Below are 25,134 nucleotides of genomic sequence, written 5' to 3' on the forward strand. Positions count from 1 at the left end.
ATGGCTGCGCCCGCTGCTCAACGGGTCACAGCAGCAAATATTGCTGCGTGGGCGAAAAGCCCGGCTTGTAGGGCGCCAGTTGCGCCGCCGGCAGCGCGATGAGGCGCGCCACGCTGGTATAGAGCAGGGCTGCTTCCACCGCGCGGCCGGGGAAGATCACTTCCAGCGCGGCGACATAGGCCGCCATCTGCCGGACATGGGGGACTGGCACTTCCTCCGCATCGCGCGGCGTCATCCGCCCGGTCTTGAAATCGACCAGCTGGACCCGGTCGGCCTCGACCCGCAGCCGGTCGACGCTGCCGGCAATCACCGCTTCGCCCACGACCGCGGCGATCGGCGCTTCGGCCAGCGCACCCGGCGCGAACAGGGCGGCGAAATGCGGATCCTCGATCACGCGCAGCGCATGGTCAATCACGTCTCGGCGCAGAGTGACATCCCCTGCCCCCTGCTGCTCCAGCCAGCGTTCGGCTCCTTCGCGCCGTCGCTCCGCCGGCAGATCGGGCAGTCGCTGGAACAGGGCATGAAGCCAGCGACCGCGTTCGGCCGCCTGGCGCATCGCGGCGGTCGGCGGCGGGTTGGGGACATCATCCTCGACCGGCGCGGACGGCGCCAGCGGCCGGGGCGGACGCTGTTCCGCCGGCGCCTGCGCGCGCAGCCACTCCGGCTCGACCACCACCGGCTTGTCCTCGGCGCTTTCGGGCTGCGCGGCCTTGGGCGTCAGCACCTCGGCCCCGCGCCAGCGCCGGCGGGCGCCCCAGAGCGGATCGGCCTCCCAATCACAGCCCATGTCGACCATCGCCGCATCGACCGCGCCATACCAGCTTTGCGGCTTGACCTCGCCCTTCGCCCTTGGCCCGAGCGATCCGGCGACGATCAGCTTTTCCTCGGCGCGGGTCAGGGCGACATAGAGAAGGCGCCAATGCTCCTCGCGTTCGATCGCGGCGGCATCGGCCGCGACCTCGCCGACCGGTCCCAGTCGCTCGCCCTTGCGCGGGGCCAGGATCGGCAGGCCGTTCCATTCGAGCGAATCCATACGGTTGCCGGCGTCGGGATCAAGACAGGCATCGGCGAGGATCACGATCGGCGCCTGCAGCCCCTTGGCGCCATGCACGGTCAGCAACCGCAGCGCATCGCCCTGTGCCGCCGCGTCGCGGACGATTTCGACTTCGCCGCGATCGAACCAGTCGATGAAGCGCTGGAGCGAGGGATGGTCGTCCGCCTCGAAGCCCAGCGCGGCGTTCAGCAATTCCTCGATCGGGTCGGCCGCTTCCGCCCCCAGCCGCTCGATCAGCCGGCGACGGCCGTCCATCGGGCCGGACAGGATCGCCTCCAGATAGCGATAGGGGGTGGTGAAGTCCGCCTGCCCCAGCAATTGGCGCAGCGGCTGTAATTGCGCGTCGTCCAGCCGCTGGAGCAGATGGCGCCACAGGCCACCCTTGCGCCCGATGGCCCGCTCCATCAGTTCGTTCTGGGTCCAGCCGATCAGCGGCGACACCAGCAGGGCGGCAAGGTTCAGGTCATCGTCGGGCTGCGTGGCAAAGCGCAGCGCGGCCAGCAGGTCGCGCACCGCCAGCGGCGCATTGAGGCGCAGGCGGTCGATGCCGGCAACCGCCACCTTTTCCTCATAGAGGCGCGCGACGATCAGCCGCGCAAGTTCGCTGCGGCGGCGGACCAGGATCATGATGTCGCCAGGGCGGACCGGGCGCCCCCGCGCTTCCAGCATCATCTTCTCGTCGATCCATTGCCGGATCTGGCGCGCGATCTTACCGGCCAGTTCCCGTTCCTGATCGGCGACCCAATCCTCCTCGCCCTCGACCTCGTCGGCCAGGCCCGCGATCGTCGGCTTCCACAGCAGCACCTCGCCGGGATGGCGATTGGCGCTGATATGACGCACTTCGCCCTCGGTCAGGCCCAGCGATTGCGCTCGCAAGGTCGCGATCGTCCGGTCGACCAGGTCGAGAACCGGCGGCGTCGAGCGGAAGCTGCGATCGAGCGATAGGTCGTGGAAGGCATGGCCGGCCATGTCGGCATGGCGGGCGAACACCATCTGCGCGGCGGCGAAAGCCTGAGGGCTGGTGCCCTGGAAACCGAAGATCGCCTGCTTGAAATCGCCCACGGTGAAGATGGTGCGGACCTTGTCGGCCTTGGAACCGTCACCGGCGAAAAACTCGGCGGCCAGCGCACCGACGATCGCCCATTGATGGACATTGGTGTCCTGCGCCTCGTCGACCAATATATGGTCGATCCGCTGATCCAGCTTGTAGCGGATCCATTCGGCGATCCCCTCCTTCTGGAGCAGGGACGCCGTGCGCGCGATCAAATCATCGAAATCAACTGCGCCGGCGAGCCGCTTGGCCTCGTCATAGGCGCGGGCATAGGCGCGGCCGGCATGGAGCGCGCGGGCCAGCAGTGCGGCATATTCGGCCTGCAGCTTGACACCGATCAGTTCGGCGCAACGGGCATGGAGCCGCGCCGTCGCCTCGCCATAGCCGTCGATCGGTGGCACCCAGCCCTTGGCGGAGATGAGGTCGCCATCCGCCTTCGCCCAGGCGCTATGCAGGTCGGTCAGGGTTGCGGCACGCGCGGCGGGATCGCGGCCGCGCCAGGCGGCGATCCTGTCGCAGCGCTCCAGTGCCCGCCCTGTGCCCCAGTCGGCATTGGCCTGCGCCACCCAGGCCAGGCTGCGCATGTCGAACATGGCGTCGCTGCACTGGTCCGCCAGCCAGGCGTCGATATCGCCTTCGGGCAGGCCCAGTTCGCGTGCCAGCCAGGGGCCGATATCGCCGGGTAGCTCTGCCAGCGCGGAAAGGCGCGCGGCACAGCGCAGCAGGAACGTCTCGGCCGCGCCCTCGCCCAGCCGCAGGCTCAAAGCCTGCAAGGCGTCGATCAGGTCGCCATCGCCCAGTTCCTCGGCGCGGATGACCATGTCGGCCAATGTCTGGCGGGCCAGCACGCCCTGTTCGCGCGCGTCGAGCGGGCGGAATCCGGGGGCCAGGTCCGCCTCCAGCGGGAAGGAGGCGAGCAATTGCTGGCAGAAACCATGGATGGTCTGGATGCGCAGGCCGCCGCCGGTCGATTCCAGCACTTCGGCGAACAGGCGGCGGGCGCGGTCGCGCGCCTCCGGCCCGCTCTCTTCACCCAGCGCCTCCAGATCGTTGAACAGGTCGCGCTCCTCGGCCTGCACCCAGGTCGCGAGTCGATCATGGATGCGGTCGGCCATTTCCGCCGCGCCGGCCTTGGTAAAGGTCAGGCAGAGGATATTTTCCGGCCGCACGCCCTGGAGCAGCAGGCGGAAGACACGCGCGGTCAGCACATGGGTCTTGCCGGTGCCGGCGGAGGCCGACAGCCAGACATGGGCGTCGGGCGCAGCGGCCAGCGCCTGCGCGCCGGCCAGCGGTTGCAAAGGGCTGGAGCCTTTAGCCATCGTCGCGCCCATACCATTCCTCCAGCCGCATCAGCTGGTCATAATCGCCATAATTGGCCACTTCCGGATTGACCTGCGCGGCGAAGGGCGCGGTGCCGGTGAGCCAGGTTTCGGCCGCGTCGCGGAACTGGTCATAAACGAAGGCGGTGAAATCGGCGGTGACGATCTTGTCGCGCTTGCCCGCCACATCGACCGGACTTTCGCGATAGCCGAAAGCGTCGCCCTTCTTGGCCAGCGACCAATATTCGAAACTGCCCGCCACCCGCGCGCCGGCCACGCCGGGAAAGGCGCCATCGGCGGATTCCGCGATCAGGCCGAGCAGGCCGAGTTGTAGCGCGTAGCCGCCGCGCACCTGTCGCGCGCTGGGTGGCTTGCCGGTCTTGTAGTCGACAATGCCGATGCTGCCGTCGGGCATGCGGTCGATGCGGTCGGCCTTGCCGGTCAGCAGCACGCCGGCAATCTCCGCCTTGCCTTCCGTCTCCACCGCCAGGATATGGCGGCCCGCCGCCTGGTCCTTCGCGACTTCGGCCGCAATCCAGCGGATCGCCTCGATCAGGCGCGGCTGCCATAGCGCGCGCAGCAGTGGATGAACATCGGGCCGGGCGAACATGGCGCGGGCGCGCGCCTCCAGATCGGCCGGATCGCGACTGCCGCCCTGCGCCCAACGCTCCAATATCTCATGCACGATCGTGCCGCGCCAGGCCGGCCCGGCATCGGCATCGACCGGATCGAGGCGATTGAGCTTCAGGATACGCCGGGCATAGAAAGCGAAGGGATCGGCCTTCAGCCGGTCGACATCGGTGACCGGAATACGGGTCGGCCGGGCGGCGAGCGGCGGCACCGGCGCGGGGCGCGCGGACGGCCGATGGCTGGGCGGCAGGTCCAGCGCATCGGCCAGCAGGCGATAGCGATCGGCCGTCTTCCATTGCGGCCCCGCCATCGCCTTCAGCCGCAGCCAGAAGCGCGAAGCAATCGCCGGCCCACCGCTGCCCCGCCGGGCACGGGTGATGAGGACATGCGGCGCGCCCAGCGCGCTCGCGAAATCATGCGCGGCAAGGCCAATCCGGGTTTCCAGGCCCGGCAAGCCCAGTTCGCGGCGAATGCGCGGCGCCAGCCAGGGATCGGGCGAAGGCAGGCCCGGCCAGCTACCTTCGTTGAGGCCGCCCAGGATCATCAGGTCCGCCTGCACCAGCTGCGCCTCGACCAGACCCAATATGGCGATGCGCGGATGCCCGCCCTGTGGCGGGCGTACCGACACGCCGCCGAGCATATGGTCGAGCAGTGCGGGCAAGGAGCGGATATCGGCCTGGCGCGGCCCTTCAGTGGCGGCGGCCTCCATCTCGGCGAACAGGTCGGCGGCGGCATGGCCCTGATGCCCCGCCCAGAGCGCGTCATTGGTGAGCGCGCCGGCCTGCTCGCGCACGGCCGCCAATTGCCCGGCCAGATCGGGCGCGAGCGCGAAGGCGGCCTCCAGCGGTTCGAGCAGATCGCGCGCCCAGGGCCACCAGGCGCGGGCCTGCGCACGTAGCTCCTTCTGCCGGTCCTCGCCCTCACGCGCCTCCAGCAGCAGGTCGATGCCGCGCAGCCCCGCCTGCGGCCGCGGCCCCCGCAGCAGCAGATCGAGCTGACGCACCCCCTCCAGCCAGGGCAGGCGCATTTCGCCGCGCATCACCAGCGGATGCTTGAGCAGGGTCAGCAGCGCGACCGGCGCAAAACGCTCGGCCGCGGCCTCCGCCATCGCGATCAGCAAGGTGCCGGGCGGCAGGCGAGAGAGCGGCTGACCGGCGGAGTCGTCGGCCTCTATGCCCCAGCGGCGCAGATGCGCGGAGACGCGCACCGCCAGCTGCCGATCCGGCGTCACCAGCGCGGCGGTGCGTTCGGGTGTTTCCAGCGCCTCGCGCAGCGCGATGGCGATGGCCTGCGCTTCCTCGCCCGGCGTCGCCACCTCCAGCGCTTCGACCCCGGCGAGCGAGCGGTCGGCGGTCTTGAGGTCGCGCCAACGACTTGTCAGGCGCGGCGGCAGCATCGCGTTGGAAATATTGCGGCCGCGCACGGCGCGAGCATCATGCTCGCTGCCCCAACGCCACTGGGCGACATCCTCGCGGCTGGCGCTCATCCGGTCGAGCAGGCGCTTGAGCGTATATTGGGGATGGGTCTCATGTCCCGCAGCGCTGCGGCCGGTGACGGGATCGGGCGGGAACGGACCGATCGCGGCCCAGGCGTCCTCGTCCAAATTCTGGTCGAGGCCGGCGAACACCACCTGTCCATTGGGCAGTTCGGCGATCCGCCGCAGCAGCCCGGCGATCGCCGGCGCGGTGGCGCTGATGCCGGCCGCGACAATGAACCCCGGTGGTGGCGCTTCGCTCCAGCGCGCTGCGACCCGGTCGAACAGCCGATTGCGCCGGTCGGCCAGGTCAATGAGGCCCAGCCGCGCTAGTTCTGCCGGCCAGCGGGCGATCAGGATGGAAAAGAGATCGAGCGATTTTTCCCAATGGCTCGACAGCCCCTCGATCAGGTCGAGCTTCGACAGCGCATCGAGCGGCACCCGCTCCACCTGCATCTGGTCAAGCACAGCGCCGAGCGCCTGCCCCAGTTGCAGCGCCTGGCCAGCATCCGCCGCGCCGCCGGCATCCTGCACCATGCGCGCCAGGATCATCTGTCGTCGCATCGGCGGGATGGCCGCGGGAACGGCATCGCCCTCCCAAAGCGGATCGAGCGCGCCCCCCACTTCCTCGCCCAGTTCCGGATCGCCCAGCGCGACCAGACGGGGCAGCAGCAAACCGCCTTCAGCCCGACGGACAAAGGCGTCGCTCACGGCACGGACGGCGCGATTGCTGGGCAACAGGATCATGCCCTGCGCCAGGCGGATGGGATCGCTCCCCTGCTGCGCCAATATGCCGGCGACCAGCGCGTCGGCGAAGGCGCGGTGCGCCGGGATGGTGTACAGCGCCGGCTTGGCTCGATCACCCATGGGCGATCATCGACTCCACGACGGGAATGGCCTGCGGCGTGCCCACGTCGAACCATAACCCCTGATGCACCGCGCCATAGAGGCGCCCGGCCTCGATCGCACGGTTCCAGAAGATGTTCGTCGAAAAGACATCGGCCGGCGGATCGACCAGCAGTCGGGGGGAGAGTATCTGCACACCGGTGAAGACGAACGGCGCGACATGGGCGGTCTTGCGCCGGGTCAGACGGCCATTGGCATCCATATGGAAATCGCCCGGCCCGCTATGGCAATTGGCCCGCGCCAGCGGCACCAGCAGCAGCAGCGCGTCCATCCGTTCGGGATCCCATAGCCGCTGCATCATGCCCAGCGTCTCGGCCGGACCATCAATCCAGAGATTGTCGCTATTGGCGCAGATGAACGGCTTGTCGCCGAGCAGTGGCTTGGCGTGGATCAGCCCTCCGCCGGTTTCCAGAAGCTTGGCCCGCTCGTCGGAAATGCGGAAGTCCATGTCCTTGCGCGTCCTGAGATGCGCCTCGACTGTATCAGCGAGATAATGGACATTGACCACCACCGTCTTGATCCCACCAGCGGCCAGGCGATCGAGCGCATGGTCCATCAGCGCCTTGCCGGCGACCTTCACCAGCGGCTTGGGACGGGTCGCTGTCAGCGGGCGCATCCGCTTGCCGAGTCCTGCTGCCATGAGCATGGCGGTATCGATCATGCCTGGTCAAACTCCGCGAGCGCATGATGACGCTTGTCGGCAGGGATATTGGCGTCGAACCAGGCCTTGACCGGCGCCAGCGCCGGATGGGCTAGGTCGCGTTCCAGCAGCCCCCACATGCGCGGCAGATAGGACAGATAGCGCGGCTTGTGGTCACGCTTCCACAGGCGGGTGAAGATGCCAATGATCTTCGCGTTGCGCTGGGCACCCAGCACCGCATAGGCGGCATCGAAATCGGCCGGCGGATTGGCGACCGCATGATAATGGGCGAGCATCGCGGCTTCCAGCTCCGGCGACACGTCGCGCCGGGCATCCTGCAGCAGCGAAACGAGATCATAGGCCGGGTGGCCGGCCAGCGCGTCCTGAAAATCGAGCAGGCCCAGGCCGCGTACCTCGGGCCGGTCGATCAGCATGATATTTTCGGCATGATAATCGCGCAGCACGGTGACGACCGGGCTTGCCGACTGTTCGGCGATCGGCAGCACCGCGTCCCAGGCCGCATGATAGGCGTCGGCATCGACGTCCAGCCCCAGCGCCGGGCAATACCATTCGGTCAGCAGCCCGACCTCGCGCTGATAGACCGCGCGGTCATAGGGCGGGACATCCGCTGCGGGCAGCTTGTGCAGGTCGGCCAGCAGATCGATCGCGCGGCGATAGACCGCCAGTTCGCCCGCCGGATCCTCCTCGACATGTTCCTTCAGGCGCTCGTCGCCAAAATCCTCGATCAGGACCAGCCCCTGCGTCAGATCCTGCGCCAGGATCGCGGGTGCGGCAAAGCCCTGACCCACCAGATGTTGAGCGATCGCGATGAACGGACGCGGATCTTCATGCGGCGGTGGCGCGTCCATCAGCACGGCACGGCGGCCACCATCGACGACGCGGAAATAGCGACGGAAGGACGCATCGCCGGCAAGCGGAACGATGGCGGCGCCATCCCAACCCGCCTGCGTGAGGAAAGCGGGGGCGGTTGCGGGGGGGATCATATCTGTGACCATCGATCCGTCCAAGCGTCGGGCACGCGCGCTGTCAAGCGCCGTGCGCCATCCGGCTCGATCATGATGGTCAGAAACAGGGCGTGCGACCAGAGCCCATCGCCCAGCCTGTCGGGCCATTCGATGATCAGCAGGCTGTCCTGCAGATATTCGTCCAGCGCCAGCTCGGCCGCTTCCTCCGCATCATCGAGCCGGTAGAGATCGACATGCGCGACCGGCAGGCGGACATCGGGAATGTCATAGGGCTGGACGATCGCGAAGCTGGGGCTGGGCGCCTCCCCCTCCAGACCAAGCCCTTCCAGCAGGCCCCGCGCCAGCGTCGTCTTGCCGGCACCCAATCCACCTTCCAGCGCGATGACGTCACCGATGCGGACATGGCTCGCCAGTCGTCGGCCCAGATCGAGCTGGGCGCCCTCGCCCTCCAGGATCATATCCAGCTCAGCCACGCGGCAGTTCGATCACGACCATCGTTCCCTGACCCGGCTCCGATACCAGTTCGAACGTGCCGCCATGGGCCTGCGCCAACTGCTTGACCAGCGGCAGGCCGATCGTCGCGCGCGCGCCCTTGCGATTTTGCTCGGCGCGGCTGATTGCATCGAAGATCGTGGCTTGCCGGGTGGCATCGATGCCGGGGCCATTGTCCGACACGACCAGACGGGCGAGATCGGGGCCGCCATCGCCGTGCAACAGCACCCGTGCGCCGGAGCCGCAATAGCGCACCGCATTCTCCAGAAGATGATCGACCGCCTGGCCGATCCGGCGCGCATCGCCCTGGATCACCCCCAGCGTATCCTGCAGGGTGACGGCAAGATCGATCCCCTTGGCCTTCGCCTCGGCGTCGATGCGCGCGACGCTGGCGCGCACCAGCGCCGCCAGATCGACCTCGCTGCGTTCGATCGGCAAGGTGCCGGCCTCGCCCTGGGTCAGGTCGAGCACATTGTCGATCAGCATCGACAGGCGCCCGGTGCTCTGCAGGATGCCGTTCACATATTCGACCGCGCTGTCGCTGAGTTCACCGGCATAGCCCGCACTCATCATCTCGGCAAAGCCGGCGATGGTCGTCAGCGGCGTGCGCAATTCATAGCTCATGTTCGTGACGAAGGCAGTCTTGACCTTGTCGGCTTGCTCCAGCGCCTCGTTGCGGTCGCGCAGCATCTGTTCGACCCGCCGGCTGTCGGTGACATCCAGCATGGTGAACAGCGCATTGCCGTCCGGCAGCGGAATGGCGGCAAATTCGAAGATACGCCCGTCGGCAAAGCCGACATGGCCGACACGCTGCTTGCGCTCGACCGTTGCCGCGCGGACCAGTTCGCGCACCAGATTGCTCTGCTGTGGCTTGGCAAGGCGGCTCTGCACGGCGCGCATCAATTCATCAATGCGGGGATGCTTGCCCAGCGCCTCTTCACTGATGTCCCAGATGGTGCGGAAACGGCTGTTCCACAGATGCAGGCGCCCATCCGACGAGAAGACACCGATCGCCTCGAACAGATTGTCGAAGGTCGCCGTCCGCACCCGCAGCAGCGTGTCGCGCGCACTCGACAATTGCACCTGTTCGGTCCGATCCTCGAAGATCAGCAACAGGCCACCATCGGGCAGCGGCTGGGCATAGACGCGCAAATGCGTGCCATCGACCAGCAGCCAGTTTTCCTCCAGCGGATCCGGCGACAGGAACCAGTCGCGCCGCTCCGCGCGCCAGGCCGGGAAGTCGCGATTTTCCGGCAGGCGGCGGGCATCGCGCATCTGATCCAGCACACGCTCGAACAGCGGTGCATCCGTGAGCGCTTCCTGTTTCAGGCCGAACAGGCTGATGAAGGGCTGGTTCCAGAAACGCAGCGCCCGGTCGGGACCGAAGCGCGCAACACCGGCCGACAGCCGATCGAGCAGATCGCGCTGCGCCGCTTCCAACCGACGATGCTCAACCCGCGCCTGTTCCAGCTCATGCTGGTCCATCGCGAAACCTGCGACCCCGGCCGCGCCCAGCGGCACGTCGACGACGCGCATCGTCCGCCGTTCGCCATCGATCGTTGCCGGAACGATACGGGCAAGCGAATTGCCTTCGTCGAGCGCCTGTGCCGCGGCGTCCTGCGGGCTGAAGCCGTTCACATTCTCGACCAGTTCGGTGCCGTTCATGATCACGTCATGGGCGCCGGCGCCATCGACAGCACGGACATAGGCGCTGTTGACCAGGCTCAGGCGCAGGTCGGGCGTGCGGTGCCACATAGGGAAGGGCGCGGCCTCGACCAGTCCGGCAAGCGCCTCCAGCGCCTCGCGCAATTGCCCGACGGTCGCGCTCAGCGCCTGGATTTCCGCCTGGCTGTCGGTCGCGTCGAAGATCCACAGCACGACGCCGCCATTGGCGGCCAGCGCCGGCCCGGCTGGCGCACCGCGAACCAGCAGCGTGCGCGACGAACCGCTGCCCCGGATCGGCAGCGAAAAACTCTTGCCCGCTTTCTGTGCGGCGCCGATCTCGCGCCCCAGCGCAGCGGCATCGGCCGGCTCAAGCCCGCCATCGGGCGCCGTCAGTTCGGACACGAAGGTCGGCACGCGGTCCCGGCCCAGCCATTTGCCCAGCCGGTCGGCGGCCTCCATCCGGCCGTCGGGATGAATGATGACGGGCGCAGCCGGCGCCGACGCCAGCAGCGTCGTCAGCCGATCCAGCTTGCCCTGCGCCTGCATCCCTGCGCGGCGCATGCGCTGACCCGTGATCAGCGCCCATATCGCAGCCCCCAGCCAGCCGGCCATCACCGTGCCCAGCAACAAAGTGGCAAGCGGGCTCATAGACCCCATTGCGCCATTCCCATCCCGTTCGCGACCAGTTGTTTATCGTTCATACAGACCAATGGCCACGGGCCTAACGCAACTTGGCGTCGGCGGAAAGCGCCCAGATATGATGAATGCCCGGCACAACATGGTCCGGGCATCGGATAAGGCAAAAGGGGGAGGATGGCCCTCCCCCTTTTTCAATTTTTAGTAGCGGTAGTGGTCCGGCTTGAACGGGCCTTCGACCGGTACGCCGATATAGTCGGCCTGACGCTGGCTGAGCTGGGTCAGCTTCACGCCCAGCTTTTCCAGGTGCAGCGCGGCGACCTTCTCGTCCAGATGCTTGGGCAGGACATAGACGTCGTTGCCGTAGGTCTCGCTCTTGGTCCACAGCTCGATCTGGGCCAGCGTCTGGTTGGTGAAGCTAGCCGACATCACGAAGCTGGGGTGGCCGGTGGCGTTGCCGAGGTTCACCAGACGGCCCTTCGACAGAACGATGATCTTCTTGCCGTCGGGGAATTCGACTTCGTCGACCTGCGGCTTGATCTCGGTCCACTTCATGTTGGCGAGACCCGCGATTTCGATTTCGCTGTCGAAATGACCGATGTTCGACACGATCGCCATATTCTTCATGGCGCGCATGTGATCGACGGTCAGGACGCCTTCGTTGCCGGTGGCGGTGACGAAGATGTCAGCGCGCGGCGCGGCTTCTTCCATCGTCACGACTTCATAACCTTCCATCGCCGCCTGCAGGGCGCAGATCGGATCGATTTCGGTCACGAGAACGCGGGCGCCGCCGTTGCGCAGCGAGGCCGCCGAACCCTTGCCGACATCGCCGAAACCGGCAACGCAGGCGACCTTGCCGGCCAGCATGACGTCGGTGCCGCGACGGATGGCGTCGACCAGCGATTCCTTGCAGCCATAGAGATTGTCGAACTTCGACTTGGTGACGCTGTCGTTCACGTTGATTGCCGGGAAGGGCAGCTTGCCCTTCTTCGACAGTTCATACAGGCGATGCACGCCAGTGGTGGTTTCTTCCGACACGCCCTTGATCGACTGGACGGTCTTGGTCAGGAAGCCCGGACGCTCGGCCAGAACGCGCTTCAGCACGGCGCAGAAGATTTCCTCTTCCTCGTTCGACGGCGTGAACAGCTCTTCGCCAGCTTCGACGCGGGCGCCCCACAGGGCGAACATGGTGGCGTCGCCGCCATCGTCGAGGATCAGGTTGCAGACGCCGCTGTCGTCATTGTGCCAGTCGAAAATGCGCTCGACATAGTCCCAATATTCCTGGAGGCTTTCACCCTTGACGGCAAAGACCGGCACGCCCGACGCGGCGATCGCGGCGGCGGCATGGTCCTGCGTCGAATAGATGTTGCAGGTCGCCCAACGGACCTGCGCGCCGAGCGCAGTCAGCGTCTCGATCAGCACGGCGGTCTGGATCGTCATGTGCAGCGAGCCGGTGATGCGCGCGCCCTTGAGCGGCTGCGACGCACCGAATTCGGCGCGCAGAGCCATCAGGCCGGGCATTTCGGTTTCGGCGATCTCGATTTCCTTGCGACCAAAGGCAGCAAGACCGATATCGGCGATCACATAATCCTGCGCCTTGTCAGCGGGTACGGTGGCCACGAGCCTGTCTCCATCATTAGAAATTGACCGGCCGCCGGCATAAGGAAGGCGGCGGCGATGGTCGGGCTTTACCAATCGCCGCCAAGCATGGCAACTCAATATAAAGTTTTCTTTATGTGTTAATTGGCCGGACCCCGAACCTGTGCGGACGGCAGGCGCGCTGCCCCTTCGGCCATGGCGATGGATCGACCCACAGAGCCGCCGCTTACACCTTCGTCGGCCAGCAGATCATTGGCCAGCGCGATCGCCATGTCGCACTGGGGCGCATCGATCCGCGGCGCGATGCCGGCAGATTCCGACAATTTCCAGATCGCAGCCCGATTGGCCGGGACCGCATTGGCCGCCGCCTGGATCGCCTGAAGATCCCGGCATTCCAGCCCGCCAGCACCCGCGCCATAGCTGTTCGCCAGCATGATGACATAATCATCATAGGCGTCGAGACCGCCTTCCAGACCCGCAACGTCCGCAAAGTGGCTGCGCAGCGCGTCATTCACCTCGACCAGGGCCGTCCGCTTTTCACGCACGAACTGGTTATAGGCCGGCAGGAAATCATAGGCGCTCGTATTGCAGCGAAGCGCCGACACCATCAGCATCATCTCGAAATTGCGGACCTGCGCCGCCTCGACATGATCCTTCTTCCAGCAGGTCGCTGCCGACGCCGGCGCGAGCGGCATCGCTGCGGCAAGTGCCGCACAGATAATCTTCTTCATGAAATAACCCCGCATATTCCCCAGAGACAGAGAATGGGCGGGACCGATTGCCGTATTCTATCGCATTATGGTTAAGGCGAATTTACCCTAAACGGTTCAGTTACGATGACAGAACAAGCGGCCAATGGCTGTTGTTGTTCTGTCCCTGAAACGGCCGGAAATCGACAGCGCAACGGATCAAAAAGTCAGGCCGACCCGCCGCCGCTCACCAGATGGGCCGAATCGACCCCCGCAGCGGCATAGGCCGCGCGCCATTTGCGGTGCGCAGGCGTGTCGAACAGCAGGGCCGCATCGCCCTCGGCCAGGAACCAGCTTTCGCCCGCCATTTCCCGTTCCAGCTGGCCCGCGCCCCAGCCCGCATAGCCCAGCGCGACAAGATAGCGGCTCGGGCCGCGCCCTTCGGCAATCGCCTTCAATATGTCGAGCGAGCCGGAAAGACCCCAGTCCGGCCCGGACTGCACCATGTCCTGCCCGGCCCAATCGAGCGAATGCAGCACGAAGCCGCGCCGCGGCTCCACCGGCCCGCCCTTCAGGACGGGCTGGTCAGGAATGGCCGAAGCGTCGATATCGAAACTCTGGAGCAGATCGCGCAAGCCGACCCCCTCGACCTCCTCGCTCAGGGAAATACCCAGCGCCCCATCCTCGTCATGCACGCACAGCGCAATCACGGAATGGTCGAAGCGCTCATCCTCCATGCCCGGCAATGCCAGTAGGAAGCGGCCGCCAAAAAAGCGCGGATCGGTCATGCTGCGGAATATAGGCAGAAACGCGCCAATGCCAATCGGCGACCGTCGCGACAAAGGGGCATCGTGCCATATTCCGCGCCCGCACCCTTGACAGCGAAGGCGCGAGCAACGAACTCCGCGACGCCACAGGCCAGGAGACAAGATATGACCATCGCCAAGGGTGATCGCCTTCCCAGCACCACCTTCACGAAGATGACCGAAAACGGCCCCGAACAGGTTGTTTCGGACGAATATTTCGCGGGCCGCACCGTCGCCCTCTTCTCGGTGCCCGGCGCCTTCACGCCGACCTGCTCGGCCAAGCACCTGCCCGGCTTCATCGAAAAGGCCGACGCGCTCAAGGGCAAGGGCGTCGACGAGATCGCCTGCACCGCCGTCAACGACGCCTTCGTCATGGGCGCATGGGGCAAGTCGGCCGGCGCCGATGACAAGGTGACCATGCTGGCAGACGGCAATGGCAGCTTCGCGCAGGCCGTGGGCCTGACCATGGACGGCAGCAAGTTCGGCCTTGGCGAGCGCGGCCAGCGCTTCTCGATGATCGTCAAGGACGGCGTGGTCGAGGAACTGAACGTCGAAGCACCGGGCGACTTCAAGGTCTCCTCGGCTGACTTCATGCTCGAACAGCTCTGAATTTTCCGGTCGCGCGCCCGGCCGGATCGGTCAGGCGCGCGATTGTTTCGCTGGCATCTTCCTTCCGTCACACAAGTGCGGTAGCAAGAGGTGATGACACAGAGCATCGGCACAGCGATCGTCGCGCAACTCGACGCCATCTATCAGACATCCATCGAAAATCTGCGGGAGGCCATGCGTGCCTATGCCCGCGACGGCAGCATCCCGCCGCCCGAGGCTCGTGCCGACCGGCGCTTCTGCTATCCCGAACTGCGGGTCACCTATCAGGATGACAGCCAGGCACCACCGCCGGGCCGTTCGTTCGCGCGCCTGTCGAAGCCCGGCCGCTATGTGACCACGGTCACCCGGCCCGCCATGTTCGCCGATTATCTCGCCGAACAGATCGACCTTCTGGTCCGCGACTATGGCGTGGAGGTCGAAACCGGCCTGTCGGATCAGCAGATCCCCTTCCCCTATGTCCTCGACGGACTCGACATCAACGCGCTCGACGGCACGCCGCCGACCGAGCTGGCGCGCCACTTCCCGGCAACGGAACTGGCCGAGATCGGCGACGAGATCGCCGACGGACTGTTCACGCCCGATGCCGAAGGGGACCGTCCGCTCGCGTTGTTCGACGGGCTCCGCACCGATTTCTCGCTGGCGCGCCTGAAGCACTATACCGGCACCCCGGCCGAGCATGTGCAGCGCTATATCCTGTTCACCAACTATCATCGCTATGTCGACGAGTTCGTGGACTGGGCCTGCAAGGAACTGCAGCGCCCGGACAGCCGCTTCACCGCGCTATCGGGTGCGGGTGGCGTCTTCGTTACGCCCGAAACCGCCGATCCCGCGCAGATGATCGCCGACAGCGCCTGGCGCAAGCATCAGATGCCGGCCTATCATCTGATCGCGCCGGATCGCAGCGGCATCACCCTTGTCAACATCGGTGTCGGCCCGTCCAACGCCAAGACCATCTGCGACCATCTGGCGGTGGTGCGTCCCGAAGCCTGGCTGATGATCGGCCATTGCGGCGGGTTGCGCCCCAGCCAGCGGATCGGCGACTATGTGCTGGCCCACGCCTATCTGCGCGACGACCATGTGCTGGACGAGATGCTGCCGCCGGAAATCCCGGTGCCGGCGATCGCCGAAGTGCAGGTCGCGATGGCAAGCGCCGCCGAGGCGATATTGGGCGGGGGCAATCCGGAAGATTTCAAGCGCCGCCTGCGCACCGGCACGGTCGTCACCACCGACGATCGAAACTGGGAATTGCGCTATTCCAGCTCCGCCCTGCGCTTCAGCCTGTCGCGCGCGGTCGGCATCGACATGGAATCCGCGACGATTGCGGCGCAAGGTTATCGCTTCCGCGTTCCCTATGGCACCTTGCTCTGCGTATCGGACAAGCCGATCCATGGCGAACTGAAGCTGCCCGGCCAGGCCAACCGTTTCTATGAGGAAGCCATTGCCGGCCATCTGCGCGTCGGTCTGATGGCCTGCGAACTGTTGCGCCAGGAAGGGCCCAAGCTGCACAGCCGCAAGCTGCGTGCCTTCAACGAGCCCCCCTTTCGGTAAGGCCGGAATGTCCGCGCTGTCGCCCGATCCGACGGATCAGGCGGCGGCGCGGGATACCGTGACCCGGTTCTTGCCCTCGCGCTTCGCCGCATAGAGCGCCGCATCGGCCCGCGCGACCAGATCGTCCAGTTCCCGATCATCCGGCCGCAAATCGGTAACGCCAAAGCTCGCCCGCAGCAGCGCCTGGGGAGCTTCGCCAAGGCGCAGGCAACTGATTTCCGCCCGCACGCGCTCCATCGCATCGGCCGCGACCTCTGCACCGGTATCCACCATCAGCAGGCCGAACTCGTCGCCACCCAGGCGGCCGACCACATCACCGCGCCGTACCGCGTTGGTCAGCAGATGGGCAAAGCCGCGCAACGCTGCGTCGCCCGCCATATGACCATAGCCGTCATTCAGCCCCTTGAAGCCATCCAGATCGCAAATGACCAGCGCCACCGGTCGTCCCTGCCGTCGGGCGTTGGCGATCGCCCGTTCGGCCGCTTCCTCGATACCGCGCCGATTGAGGACGTTGGTCAGCGGATCATGCATCATCTGCTGCCGAAGCTGCTGGGCCAGGTCGCCCGCCACCACCAGCACGGCCGTAACCGCCGTGCCGACATAGACGGTCGGCATGAACAGCCCGAGGATCGCGCGGTAGAGTTCCTTGCCGTCCTCCGGACCGCGGATCAGGGCTGCCGATGTGGCCAGCGCCAGCTGACCCAGAGCAAAGGCGAGCAGCGCGGCGAAGAAGGCCAGCTCGGGCGGCGTGAAGGAGCGATTGCGCGGCCAGAGCGACAGCGCACTGACCGCCATGAGCAGACCGACATAGGCAGGAATGATCATCCCCTGCATGATCTGACTACCCACCGGCCCGATCGCAATCGCCATTGCCAGGCTCACCAGGACAGCCGGGACGGCAAAGGCGAGCAATTGCAAAGGGCGGCCCGAACGCTGACGGATGCCGATCGCCAGTAGCGACGCGCTGACAATGAGGCCGATGCCGGTCAGGATGAACAGCCAGCGGCTGTGCAGGAAATAGCCACCTGCATTGGCGATCCATTGGAGGATGGCGACCGCATAGGATGCGGTCCAGGTCAGCACATGTCTCTGGCGGCCGAAATGCAGCCATGAAACACCCATGGCGATGGTCATCACCAGGGCAGTACCGAAAAGCAGGGAAAGAATAACGGCCGGCGCGCTCATGCGCCGGCCATTTACCAATTTTTACGGCGACTTACCAGCCGCAGGACTTGCCCTTATTCTGCGCCTTCAGCCATGTCTGAAGCGGCGCGAAATAATTGACCAGCGCCTTGCCCGACATCTCACGGCTACCGGTGAAGGCCTGCAACGCATCGGGCCAGGGCTTGGATGCGCCCATCTTCAACATGGCGTCAAGTTTCTCACCTACCGCCTTGTTTCCATAGAAGGAGCAGCGATGGAGCGGCCCCTTCCAGCCGGACTGGCGGCAGGCCGCCTCATAGAATTGGAACTGCAGCACGCGCGCCAGGAAATAGCGGGTATAGGGCGTATTGCCGGGGATATGGAATTTCGCGCCTGCATCGAACTTCGTCTCGTCACGGGACACCGGCGGAACGATGCCCTGATACTGACGGCGCAGGTCGGTCCAGGCCGACTCATATTTGGATTCCGGGATCGATCCGTCGAACACGCCCCAGCGCCATTTGTCGATAAGCAGGCCGAACGGCAGGAAGGCGACCTTGTCCATCGCTTGGCGCAGCAACAGACCCAGATCCTTGTCGGTGCCCGGCACCTTGGCAGGATCGAGCAGGCCGATCTTCACCAGATAGTCGGGCGTGATGGACAGCGCGATGAAATCGCCGATCGCCTCATGGAAGCCGTCATTGGCGCCGTCGAGATAGAGCGGCTTCTGGATATTATAGGCGCGCTGATAATAATTATGGCCCAGCTCATGATGGATGGTGACGAAATCGTCGCCATTCACCTTGGTACACATCTTGATCCGGATATCGTCCTTGTTATCCAGATCCCAGGCGGAAGCGTGGCAGATCACCTCGCGGTCGCGGGGCTTGGTAATCTGCGAACGATCCCAGAAGGTCTGCGGCAGCGGCGCAAAGCCGAGCGAGCTGTAGAAGCCTTCGCCCGTCTTCACCATCTTGATCGGATCGTAATTCTTGGCCGTCAGCAGGTCGGTGATGTCATAGCCCAGGTCGCCGGCGCCGGCGGGCGCGACGATATCATAGATATTGCCCCATTCCTGCGCCCACATGTTTCCGAGCAGGTCCGCGCGGATCGGTCCCGTCTTGGGCTGGACGGCATCGCCATATTTCTCGTTGAGCTTGGTGCGGGTATAGCAGTGCAGATCATCGTAGAGCGGCTTCACCTCGGCCCAGATCTTGTCGGTCAGCTTGGCGAAATCATCGGCCGGCATGTCATATTTCGACCGCCACATCGCGCCGGTATCGGCAAAGCCCAGTTCCTTGGCACCCTGGTTGGCGATCGTCACCAGCTTGGCATAGTCGCCGCGCATCGGCGCGCCGACATTGTCGTGCCAGCTGACCCACATTTCCTTGAGCTCGTCCGGATTGCGGTCCGTGCCCATCTTCTCTTCGATGTCGCTGCCGTTGATCGGCTGACCCTTGAGCGTACCCTTGCCCTTGCCATAGGTGGACTGGAGTTTGGTCGCGAGATCGTTGAGTTCCTGCGAGGCACCCGGCGTGGTCGGCGCGGGCAAGGTCAGCGCCGTGCGTAGCAGCGTCAGGCGGCGCCTGGTCTCTTCGGTCAGGCCCGGCGCGGTCGCGAACTTGGCCGCCTCCAGCGCATAATCGACCCGCATCGTCGTATCGATCGCACCGAAATAGGAAGCGAGCGCGTCGGTGTCGTCGGTGATGTAGGTCGCATTGATCCAGGCGGCCCGGCTGCTGATCAGCGACTGATCGAACAGCGCCTTCTCCGCCTTGGTCAGGAAGGCTTCGGCCTCGGCAGCGGTCGGCTGCTGCGTGGTCGGCGCCTGCTGCGCCAGCACCGGCGATGCAACAAGGGCAGCCGCAAGCGCGGCGATCGAAATGGCGATTTTCATGGAACTTGGCCCCTCAGGTCTTCTTATGGGGCCAAGGTGGATTAGGCGGGCGAGACAGTCAAGCGGTCAGGAAATCGACCATCGCCTGGCCCAGCTCCTTGCGGGTGACGGCGTTCATATGATTGCCCGGAATCTCGACATAGCGGCCGTTGGGCAGTGCATCGACCAGTTCCTGCGCGATGCCGTTGTCCTGGTCGTCGGCGCCGCAGATCACTTCGGTCGGCTGCTGGAAACCGGCAATCGTCGCCTCGTCAGTGTCGACGAAGGTGTTGAGGATATGCAGCATCGCCACCGGATCGCCCTTGGTGGTCTTGAGGAACGCCTCGGTCATCCATTCCGACGTGCCGCGCTCGAACGTGCCGAGATTGGTCAGCACCTTCTTGTAATAGCCGCCCTTGTCGAGTGTCTTGGTCAGGCCGCGCAGGCCCATGCCGGCCAGGATCACCCGGCGCGGAGTCGCGCCGCGCGCCAGCATCCGCACGGTCGTGCGCGCGCCCAGCGAATAGCCGCCCAGATCATAGTCGGTCAGGCCCATCTGCTCGACCAGCGCCAGATTGTCTTCGGTCAGCGCATCGGCCGGATAGGCCGCTGCGTCATGAGGCTTGCCGCTTTCGCCATGACCGCGCAGGTCCGGCATGATCAGGCGGAAACCTGCCTCCACCAGCTTGGCGGCATGGCCGTAGCGGATCCAGTTGGTCCAGGCATTGGAGAAATAGCCATGGATCAGCACCAGGTCGCGTCCCTCTCCCACGACATGCACCGCAATCGGCAGGCCGCCCAGGCCCTTGATATCATGGCGTTCGATCTGCAGGTCGGTCATTGCACTGGTCCTTCGGGGCGTGGGGTCTCGCCGATAGGATCTCCGCCGCGCCCGCGCAAGAGCGCGATCAGGGCAAGGGCGCTGCCGACCTGGGCGGCGGCCATGTCCTTCTGCGGATCCCACACATCGCCCTGCTGGCCATTATAATAGTCGGCGGTCTCGCCGGCGGCGATCACCGTCAGCAGCCATTCGAATATCTCGTAAAGCGCACTGCCAAGGCCGATCGCGGCAAAGGCGAAGGCCAGGCTCCAGCCATGGCGCAAGCTGCCCTTGCGTCGCGCAATCTCCGCCACCGGTGCGGTCAGCAATGCCCCAAAGGCGAAATGGACGAGCCGGTCATAGGCATTGCGATGGAGGCCAAGCAGGCTGGAAATATCATGTCCGCTGAGCATCCGCGCCCAATCGTCATAGGGCACATAGCTGTAGATCCAGCGCGCGCCCAATGTGTGAAGCAGCAGGAACAGCCAGATGCAGCCGACCGATTGGCTCGACAGCGGCCAGCGTCTCAGCATCCAAGGCGCGCCGATCGTCAGCAGCACAGTCGGCCCATGCTGCAACGGCGCGAGATCGGGAAAGGGCTGCGCGACATTGGCCAGCCCGATTGCCACCAGCAGGGTGGCGATCATCCGGCGCTGCGCGACAGGAAGGGCTTTCCATGTCGCGACAGCGCCGGAGATCATGTGCAGGCTCAGCCCTTCTTGAGGTGGCGACGGCCCAGCAGTTCGGCGATCTGCACTGCGTTCAGCGCCGCGCCCTTGCGCAGATTGTCGCTGACGCACCACAGGTTGATGCCGTTCTCGATAGTCGAATCCTCACGCACGCGGCTGATGAAGGTCGCGAAATCGCCGACGCATTCGATCGGCGTGATGTAACCGCCGTCCTCGCGCTTATCGACCAGCATGATGCCCGGCGCCTCACGCAGGATGTCCTGCGCTTCCTTCGCCGAAATCTCATTCTCGAACTCGATGTTGATCGCTTCGCTATGGCCGACAAACACCGGCACGCGTACGCAGGTCGCGGTCAGCTTGATCTTGGGATCGAGGATCTTCTTGGTTTCCGCGACCATCTTCCATTCTTCCTTGGTCGAACCATCGTCCAGGAAGACGTCGATATGCGGGATCACGTTGAAGGCGATCTGCTTGGTGAACTTCTTCGGCTCGGCCGGATCGCCGACGAAGATGTTGCGCGACTGCTCGAACAGCTCGTCCATGCCTTCCTTGCCGGCGCCCGACACCGACTGGTAGGTGGCGACGACGACGCGCTTGATCTTGGCGGCGTCATGCAAAGGCTTCAGCGCCACGACCATCTGCGCGGTCGAGCAGTTGGGGTTGGCGATGATGTTCTTCTTCACATAGCCATCGATCGCGTCCGGGTTCACTTCGGGCACGATCAGCGGCACGTCCGGGTCCATGCGATAGAGCGACGAATTGTCGATCACGATGCAGCCGGCCGCCGCCGCCTTGGGCGCATATTCGGCGGTCGGACCGGAGCCTGCCGCGAACAGGGCGATGTCCCAGCCGGTGAAATCGAAATGTTCAATATTTTTGCATTTGAGTGTCTTGCCGGTGTCACCGAAATCAATTTCGGTGCCCTGCGACCGGGGCGATGCAACCGCCGCGATCTCGTCAATCGGGAATTCGCGTTCGGCGAGAATGGTCAGCATCTCGCGGCCCACATTACCGGTGGCACCAACGACGACGACCTTATAACCCATGACTTAACACTCCACTCCATGCAGTATTGCGGGGTGGCGCATAGCGCAGTGGCGCGATTTGTCCAGAAAGAAGGGCTATTGCCAGCGATAGTCACGGGGTGGGAGGTGGCGCCGGCACGGCCGACGCCACCCATCCCTTACTCCTCACGCCCGACCTTCACTTGGCCGGATCGACACCTTGCTCGCGCAGGAAATTCTCGATCGTGGTCCAGAGGTGAACGCTAATCTTGGGACCGCCGACGCGGTGCGTCTGCCCCGGATAGACCATCAGTTCGAACGGCACGGCCGCGCCCTGCATCTTGGCCATCAGCGCGGTGGAATTGTCGAACACGACATTGTCGTCCGACATGCCGTGGATCAACAGCAGCGGATCCTTGATTTTCACCGCGTCATCGACCGCGTCCGAGCCGGGATAGGCGCTGGGCTTGTCCTGCGGCTGGCCCAGATAGCGTTCGGTATAATGGGTGTCGTAAAACTCCCATTTCGTCACCGGCGCGCCCGAGACGATCGCGGCGAACGTACCCGGCGCCTTTTCCGCCAGCTTGAGCGACATATAGCCGCCATAGGACCAGCCATAGGTGGCGATCCGCTCGGGATCGACGAAGGGCTGGGCCTTCAGCCATTCGACGCCCTTCAGCTGATCGTCGACCTCGACGGTGCCCATGGCGCGATGGATCTGGTCCTCGAACGCCTTGCCGCGATCGGGCGTGCCGCGATTGTCGATCGAAAAGACGATCCAGCCCCGGTCGACCAGATATTGGTTGAGCGCGCCGCTCCATGTGTTTGTCACCTGGCGCCCGGCACCCGGACCGCCATAATGGATCATGAATACCGGATAGCGCTTGCCCGGCTGCATCGGCGGGGTCAGCATCTTGGTGTAGAGCGTGCTGCCATCGGCCGCCTTGACGGTGCCGAACACGGTCCTGGCGTGGCTCGCCAGATAGGGTGCGTAGGGATGATCGCCCTTCAGCGCATTTTCCGAAATCCATTGCAACTGCTTGCCGCCGCTGTCGGCCAGATAGACCTGCTTGGGCTGGTCGGCATTCTGGCGGGTGACGACGATCCGGCTGGCCGCGCCGTCCATCACCGCGTCGTTCCACCAACCCTTGGCGGTAAGCGCCTTGAGCGGGCCGGTCTTGGCCAGCGATGCGACATAGAGCTGCTGCTCCAGCGGCGTGTCGCGATTGCCGGTGAAATAGACCAGGCCCTTGCCCTCATCCACACCGACAATGTCGCGCACTTCCCACTCGCCGCTGGTCAGCGCGGTCCATTTGCCGTCGCGCACATGGTAGAGATGGCCATGGCCGGTCTTTTCCGACCACCACAGGAAGCTGCCGTCGCTCAGCGGCGTGAAATTGTTGCTGAGGTTGATCCAGCTCTTCGACGTTTCGGTCAGGACGACCTTCGCCTTGCCCGTAGCCGGATCGACCGCGAGCAGGTCCAGGCGCTGCTGGTCCCGGCTTTCGCGCTGGACATAGAGGGTCTTGCCATCCTTCGACCAGTCGACACGGGCGATATAGACATTCTTGTCGGCGCCAAGGTCAACCTGCACCTGGCCGGAGCCGTCCGCCTTCATCACGAAGAGATCGACGATGGCGTTGGGCGTGCCGGCGGCGGGATAGCGCTGCTGATAAACCTTGGTGCCCTCCCCGCCAATCGCGGTGCGGGTGACAATCCCGACCGGGCTTTCATCAACCCGCGCGACCGCGATCATCGCGTCGGTCGGTGACCACCAATAGCCGGTGCGCCGATCCATTTCCTCCTGCGCGACGAATTCCGACACGCCCCAGCTGACCGTATCGCTGGCGCCTTGGGTCAGTTGCTTCTCGCTGTCGTTCATCGGCTGCACGAACAGGTTGCCGCCCCGCACGAACGACACGAAGCCGCCCTTTGGGCTGACCACGCCATTGAGTTCGCCGTCCGGCGTGTCGGTGAGGCGGGTGACCTTGCCGTCAAGCGCGGCGAGATAGAGATCGCCATCGACCGGCACCAGGATGGTCTTGCCATCGGGCGACCAGTCATAGCTGGTGATGCCGGTGCTGCCGGCGACCGAGCGGTCGCGCTCGCGCTGCATCTTTTCCGCTTCGCTCAGTTCCGCGCCGCTGCCGGTCTTCTTCGAATCCACCAGCATGCGCTCGGCGCCGGTCGCGGTGTCGATCGCCCACAGGTCGAGCCGCTCCTTCTCGTCAGCGCGCGGCTTGAGCAAGGTTACCAGCTTGCCGTCGGGCGAGAGCTTGAGCGCACGCGGCTGCGGGCCGGCAAGGTCGGGGCTTGCGAACACACGCTCCAGCGTCAGCTTTTGCTGCGCCTGCGCGGCTGTGACGGGAAACAGCAGCAAGGCGCCCAACGCAGCGCCGGCCTTCAGATATGGGGACATGCTCATCCTTTCCGGGCAGCGCCCGATCGGGCGCCACAATATCGGCCGGGCTTAGCGCGATGCGACGGAAAAGATCAATCGGTTGGAAGAATATGTCCTCCTGCCACGCCCCCCCCAACACTCAGACCAGCCCGCTCCGCACCTGCCATTTGCGCGCGATTGTCGGCCAGTCGGCAAAGGGCTGGGCCGGATCGCCGCGCAGGCCGACGCCATGACTGCCTTCGTCGAACAGATGCATGTCGATCGCCCCCTGCGCCGCGCGCACCGCGCCGAACAGGGTGAGCGACTGGTCGACCGGGACGGTGCGGTCATGAACCGAATGGAACAGGATCATTGGCGGCGTGGTCGACGCCACGATCTTGTCCAGCGAATAGGCCGTAATCTGGGCGTCAGTCGGATCGTCGCCGATCAGCGACCTTCGGCTGCCGCCATTGGTGGCGCCGGCCATCGTCACCACCGGATAGAGCAGGATCGCCCCGTCCGGCCGGGCCGACAGATGGTCCGCACTTTCCGCCATCGGATAGATGCGGTCGTTGGGCCGCATGCACAGGCTCCCGGCCAGATGACCGCCTGCCGATCCGCCCAGCACCAGCACCCTCTGCGGATCGACGGTCCAGCCGCCGCTGCGCCCGGCCCGGATCAGCCGCATCGCCCGCTGCGCATCCTGCAGCGCGACATCGGCGCCCGCTGCCCAGCGATCGGCCGGCAGGCGATAGCGCAGGACGAAGGCATGGATACCCATGTCGGCCATCCAGCGCGCACACTCATAGCCTTCCCGATCGACGCCGACCCGCGAATAGCCGCCGCCCGGTATGATCAGCACCGCCGCCCCCGTGGGCTTGGCCGCCGCGAACCAGGACAGGGTCGGCCGCGTCACATGGATGCCAACGCGATAGCGATAGCCCAGCGTGTCGATCTGGTCGTCCACCACCTCGGTGATGGCCGGTATCTTGCCGCCCGGCACGCCGTCGGGCCAGAGCGGGATGATTTGCGTCGGCTCGTCGGTGGCCGCGGAAAAGCGGCCGAACAGCGGTGAACTTGCCACCGCCGCCAGAAATTCGCGTCGACTGCCTATCATC

18 protein-coding genes are annotated in these 25,134 nt (G+C 65.3%); 2 read left to right on the forward strand and 16 right to left on the reverse strand.

Going from position 1 to position 25,134, the window contains the following annotated elements:
* Positions 1-25: 25 nt before the first annotated feature.
* The 9 genes from addA to VHN57_RS07650 form a co-directional block, all read right to left on the reverse strand.
* A complete protein-coding gene (gene addA / locus VHN57_RS07610) occupies positions 26-3,436 on the reverse strand; it encodes a double-strand break repair helicase AddA (protein WP_278987640.1) in 3,411 nt (1,136 codons plus the stop codon).
* A complete protein-coding gene (gene addB / locus VHN57_RS07615; protein ID WP_423283376.1) occupies positions 3,417-6,395 on the reverse strand; it encodes a double-strand break repair protein AddB in 2,979 nt (992 codons plus the stop codon). Before addB ends, addA begins: the two co-directional genes overlap by 20 nt.
* Positions 6,388-7,095: a nucleotidyltransferase family protein gene (locus VHN57_RS07620; RefSeq protein WP_214866603.1), complete on the reverse strand. Its 708-nt coding sequence runs from the start codon at positions 7,093-7,095 to the stop codon at positions 6,388-6,390. The genes addB and VHN57_RS07620 overlap by 8 nt, the downstream gene beginning before the upstream one ends.
* On the reverse strand, positions 7,092-8,078 hold the full coding sequence (locus tag VHN57_RS07625) for an aminoglycoside phosphotransferase family protein (RefSeq protein WP_423283378.1): 987 nt from the start codon (positions 8,076-8,078) through the stop codon (positions 7,092-7,094). Before VHN57_RS07625 ends, VHN57_RS07620 begins: the two co-directional genes overlap by 4 nt.
* Entirely contained in the window at positions 8,075-8,518 is a 444-nt protein-coding gene (gene tsaE, locus VHN57_RS07630; protein ID WP_004207174.1) for a tRNA (adenosine(37)-N6)-threonylcarbamoyltransferase complex ATPase subunit type 1 TsaE, read from the reverse strand. The genes VHN57_RS07625 and tsaE overlap by 4 nt, the downstream gene beginning before the upstream one ends.
* 7 nt (positions 8,519-8,525) lie before the next feature.
* Positions 8,526-10,874, reverse strand: coding sequence for a sensor histidine kinase (locus tag VHN57_RS07635; RefSeq protein ID WP_004207175.1), 2,349 nt, complete (start codon positions 10,872-10,874; stop codon positions 8,526-8,528).
* 180 nt (positions 10,875-11,054) lie between these two features.
* Positions 11,055-12,473 carry an adenosylhomocysteinase gene (ahcY, locus tag VHN57_RS07640; RefSeq protein WP_004207176.1) on the reverse strand — a complete coding sequence of 473 codons (1,419 nt, stop codon included), beginning with the start codon at positions 12,471-12,473 and terminating at the stop codon, positions 11,055-11,057.
* 119 nt (positions 12,474-12,592) lie between these two features.
* Entirely contained in the window at positions 12,593-13,183 is a 591-nt protein-coding gene (locus VHN57_RS07645; protein WP_234415565.1) for a hypothetical protein, read from the reverse strand.
* A gap of 185 nt (positions 13,184-13,368) precedes the next feature.
* Complete coding sequence (locus tag VHN57_RS07650; protein ID WP_048937090.1) at positions 13,369-13,929, reverse strand: YqgE/AlgH family protein; 561 nt, start codon at positions 13,927-13,929, stop codon at positions 13,369-13,371.
* A 144-nt stretch (positions 13,930-14,073) separates the two neighbouring features.
* Here VHN57_RS07650 and VHN57_RS07655 point away from each other — a divergent pair, with 144 nt between their 5' ends.
* Both VHN57_RS07655 and VHN57_RS07660 read left to right on the forward strand, forming a co-directional pair.
* Positions 14,074-14,556 (forward strand): peroxiredoxin, encoded by a 483-nt coding sequence (locus VHN57_RS07655; RefSeq protein WP_125997541.1) that lies wholly within the window; start codon positions 14,074-14,076, stop codon positions 14,554-14,556.
* 93 nt (positions 14,557-14,649) lie between these two features.
* Positions 14,650-16,104 carry an AMP nucleosidase gene (locus tag VHN57_RS07660; protein ID WP_010338771.1) on the forward strand — a complete coding sequence of 485 codons (1,455 nt, stop codon included), beginning with the start codon at positions 14,650-14,652 and terminating at the stop codon, positions 16,102-16,104.
* A gap of 36 nt (positions 16,105-16,140) precedes the next feature.
* Here the strand turns inward: VHN57_RS07660 and VHN57_RS07665 are convergent, their stop codons facing one another.
* The 7 genes from VHN57_RS07665 to VHN57_RS07695 all read right to left on the reverse strand — a co-directional run bounded on the left by VHN57_RS07665 (position 16,141) and on the right by VHN57_RS07695 (position 25,133).
* Positions 16,141-17,289, reverse strand: coding sequence for a GGDEF domain-containing protein (locus tag VHN57_RS07665; protein ID WP_125986020.1), 1,149 nt, complete (start codon positions 17,287-17,289; stop codon positions 16,141-16,143).
* A gap of 31 nt (positions 17,290-17,320) precedes the next feature.
* Positions 17,321-19,144, reverse strand: coding sequence for a M2 family metallopeptidase (locus tag VHN57_RS07670; RefSeq protein ID WP_278986322.1), 1,824 nt, complete (start codon positions 19,142-19,144; stop codon positions 17,321-17,323).
* Between the two features lie 58 nt (positions 19,145-19,202).
* Positions 19,203-19,964, reverse strand: coding sequence for an alpha/beta fold hydrolase (locus VHN57_RS07675; protein ID WP_097383323.1), 762 nt, complete (start codon positions 19,962-19,964; stop codon positions 19,203-19,205).
* Entirely contained in the window at positions 19,961-20,644 is a 684-nt protein-coding gene (locus VHN57_RS07680; RefSeq protein WP_278986320.1) for a DUF2238 domain-containing protein, read from the reverse strand. Before VHN57_RS07680 ends, VHN57_RS07675 begins: the two co-directional genes overlap by 4 nt.
* 8 nt (positions 20,645-20,652) lie before the next feature.
* Positions 20,653-21,678: an aspartate-semialdehyde dehydrogenase gene (locus VHN57_RS07685; RefSeq protein WP_278986318.1), complete on the reverse strand. Its 1,026-nt coding sequence runs from the start codon at positions 21,676-21,678 to the stop codon at positions 20,653-20,655.
* Between the two features lie 157 nt (positions 21,679-21,835).
* Positions 21,836-24,055 carry a S9 family peptidase gene (locus VHN57_RS07690; protein ID WP_423283383.1) on the reverse strand — a complete coding sequence of 740 codons (2,220 nt, stop codon included), beginning with the start codon at positions 24,053-24,055 and terminating at the stop codon, positions 21,836-21,838.
* A 121-nt stretch (positions 24,056-24,176) separates the two neighbouring features.
* Entirely contained in the window at positions 24,177-25,133 is a 957-nt protein-coding gene (locus tag VHN57_RS07695) for an alpha/beta hydrolase (RefSeq protein WP_423283385.1), read from the reverse strand.
* Between the last annotated feature and the right edge of the window lies 1 nt (position 25,134).

This window comes from Sphingobium salicis subsp. salicis (genome assembly GCF_049472635.1).
GTDB classification, from domain to species: domain Bacteria; phylum Pseudomonadota; class Alphaproteobacteria; order Sphingomonadales; family Sphingomonadaceae; genus Sphingobium; species Sphingobium yanoikuyae_A.

Coding starts and splice junctions, on each gene's coding strand:
- addA (WP_278987640.1), bottom strand. CDS start 3,436: ATGGGCGCGACGATGGCTAAAGGCTCCAGCCCTTTGCAACCGCTGGCC.
- VHN57_RS07690 (WP_423283383.1), bottom strand. CDS start 24,055: ATGTCCCCATATCTGAAGGCCGGCGCTGCGTTGGGCGCCTTGCTGCTG.
- VHN57_RS07695 (WP_423283385.1), bottom strand. CDS start 25,133: ATGATAGGCAGTCGACGCGAATTTCTGGCGGCGGTGGCAAGTTCACCG.
- VHN57_RS07685 (WP_278986318.1), bottom strand. CDS start 21,678: ATGGGTTATAAGGTCGTCGTCGTTGGTGCCACCGGTAATGTGGGCCGC.
- VHN57_RS07665 (WP_125986020.1), bottom strand. CDS start 17,289: ATGAGCGCGCCGGCCGTTATTCTTTCCCTGCTTTTCGGTACTGCCCTG.
- VHN57_RS07680 (WP_278986320.1), bottom strand. CDS start 20,644: ATGATCTCCGGCGCTGTCGCGACATGGAAAGCCCTTCCTGTCGCGCAG.
- VHN57_RS07625 (WP_423283378.1), bottom strand. CDS start 8,078: ATGATCCCCCCCGCAACCGCCCCCGCTTTCCTCACGCAGGCGGGTTGG.
- VHN57_RS07670 (WP_278986322.1), bottom strand. CDS start 19,144: ATGAAAATCGCCATTTCGATCGCCGCGCTTGCGGCTGCCCTTGTTGCA.
- VHN57_RS07660 (WP_010338771.1), top strand. CDS start 14,650: ATGACACAGAGCATCGGCACAGCGATCGTCGCGCAACTCGACGCCATC.
- VHN57_RS07675 (WP_097383323.1), bottom strand. CDS start 19,964: ATGACCGACCTGCAGATCGAACGCCATGATATCAAGGGCCTGGGCGGC.
- VHN57_RS07650 (WP_048937090.1), bottom strand. CDS start 13,929: ATGACCGATCCGCGCTTTTTTGGCGGCCGCTTCCTACTGGCATTGCCG.
- VHN57_RS07645 (WP_234415565.1), bottom strand. CDS start 13,183: ATGAAGAAGATTATCTGTGCGGCACTTGCCGCAGCGATGCCGCTCGCG.
- VHN57_RS07635 (WP_004207175.1), bottom strand. CDS start 10,874: ATGGGGTCTATGAGCCCGCTTGCCACTTTGTTGCTGGGCACGGTGATG.
- addB (WP_423283376.1), bottom strand. CDS start 6,395: ATGGGTGATCGAGCCAAGCCGGCGCTGTACACCATCCCGGCGCACCGC.
- tsaE (WP_004207174.1), bottom strand. CDS start 8,518: ATGATCCTGGAGGGCGAGGGCGCCCAGCTCGATCTGGGCCGACGACTG.
- VHN57_RS07620 (WP_214866603.1), bottom strand. CDS start 7,095: ATGATCGATACCGCCATGCTCATGGCAGCAGGACTCGGCAAGCGGATG.
- VHN57_RS07655 (WP_125997541.1), top strand. CDS start 14,074: ATGACCATCGCCAAGGGTGATCGCCTTCCCAGCACCACCTTCACGAAG.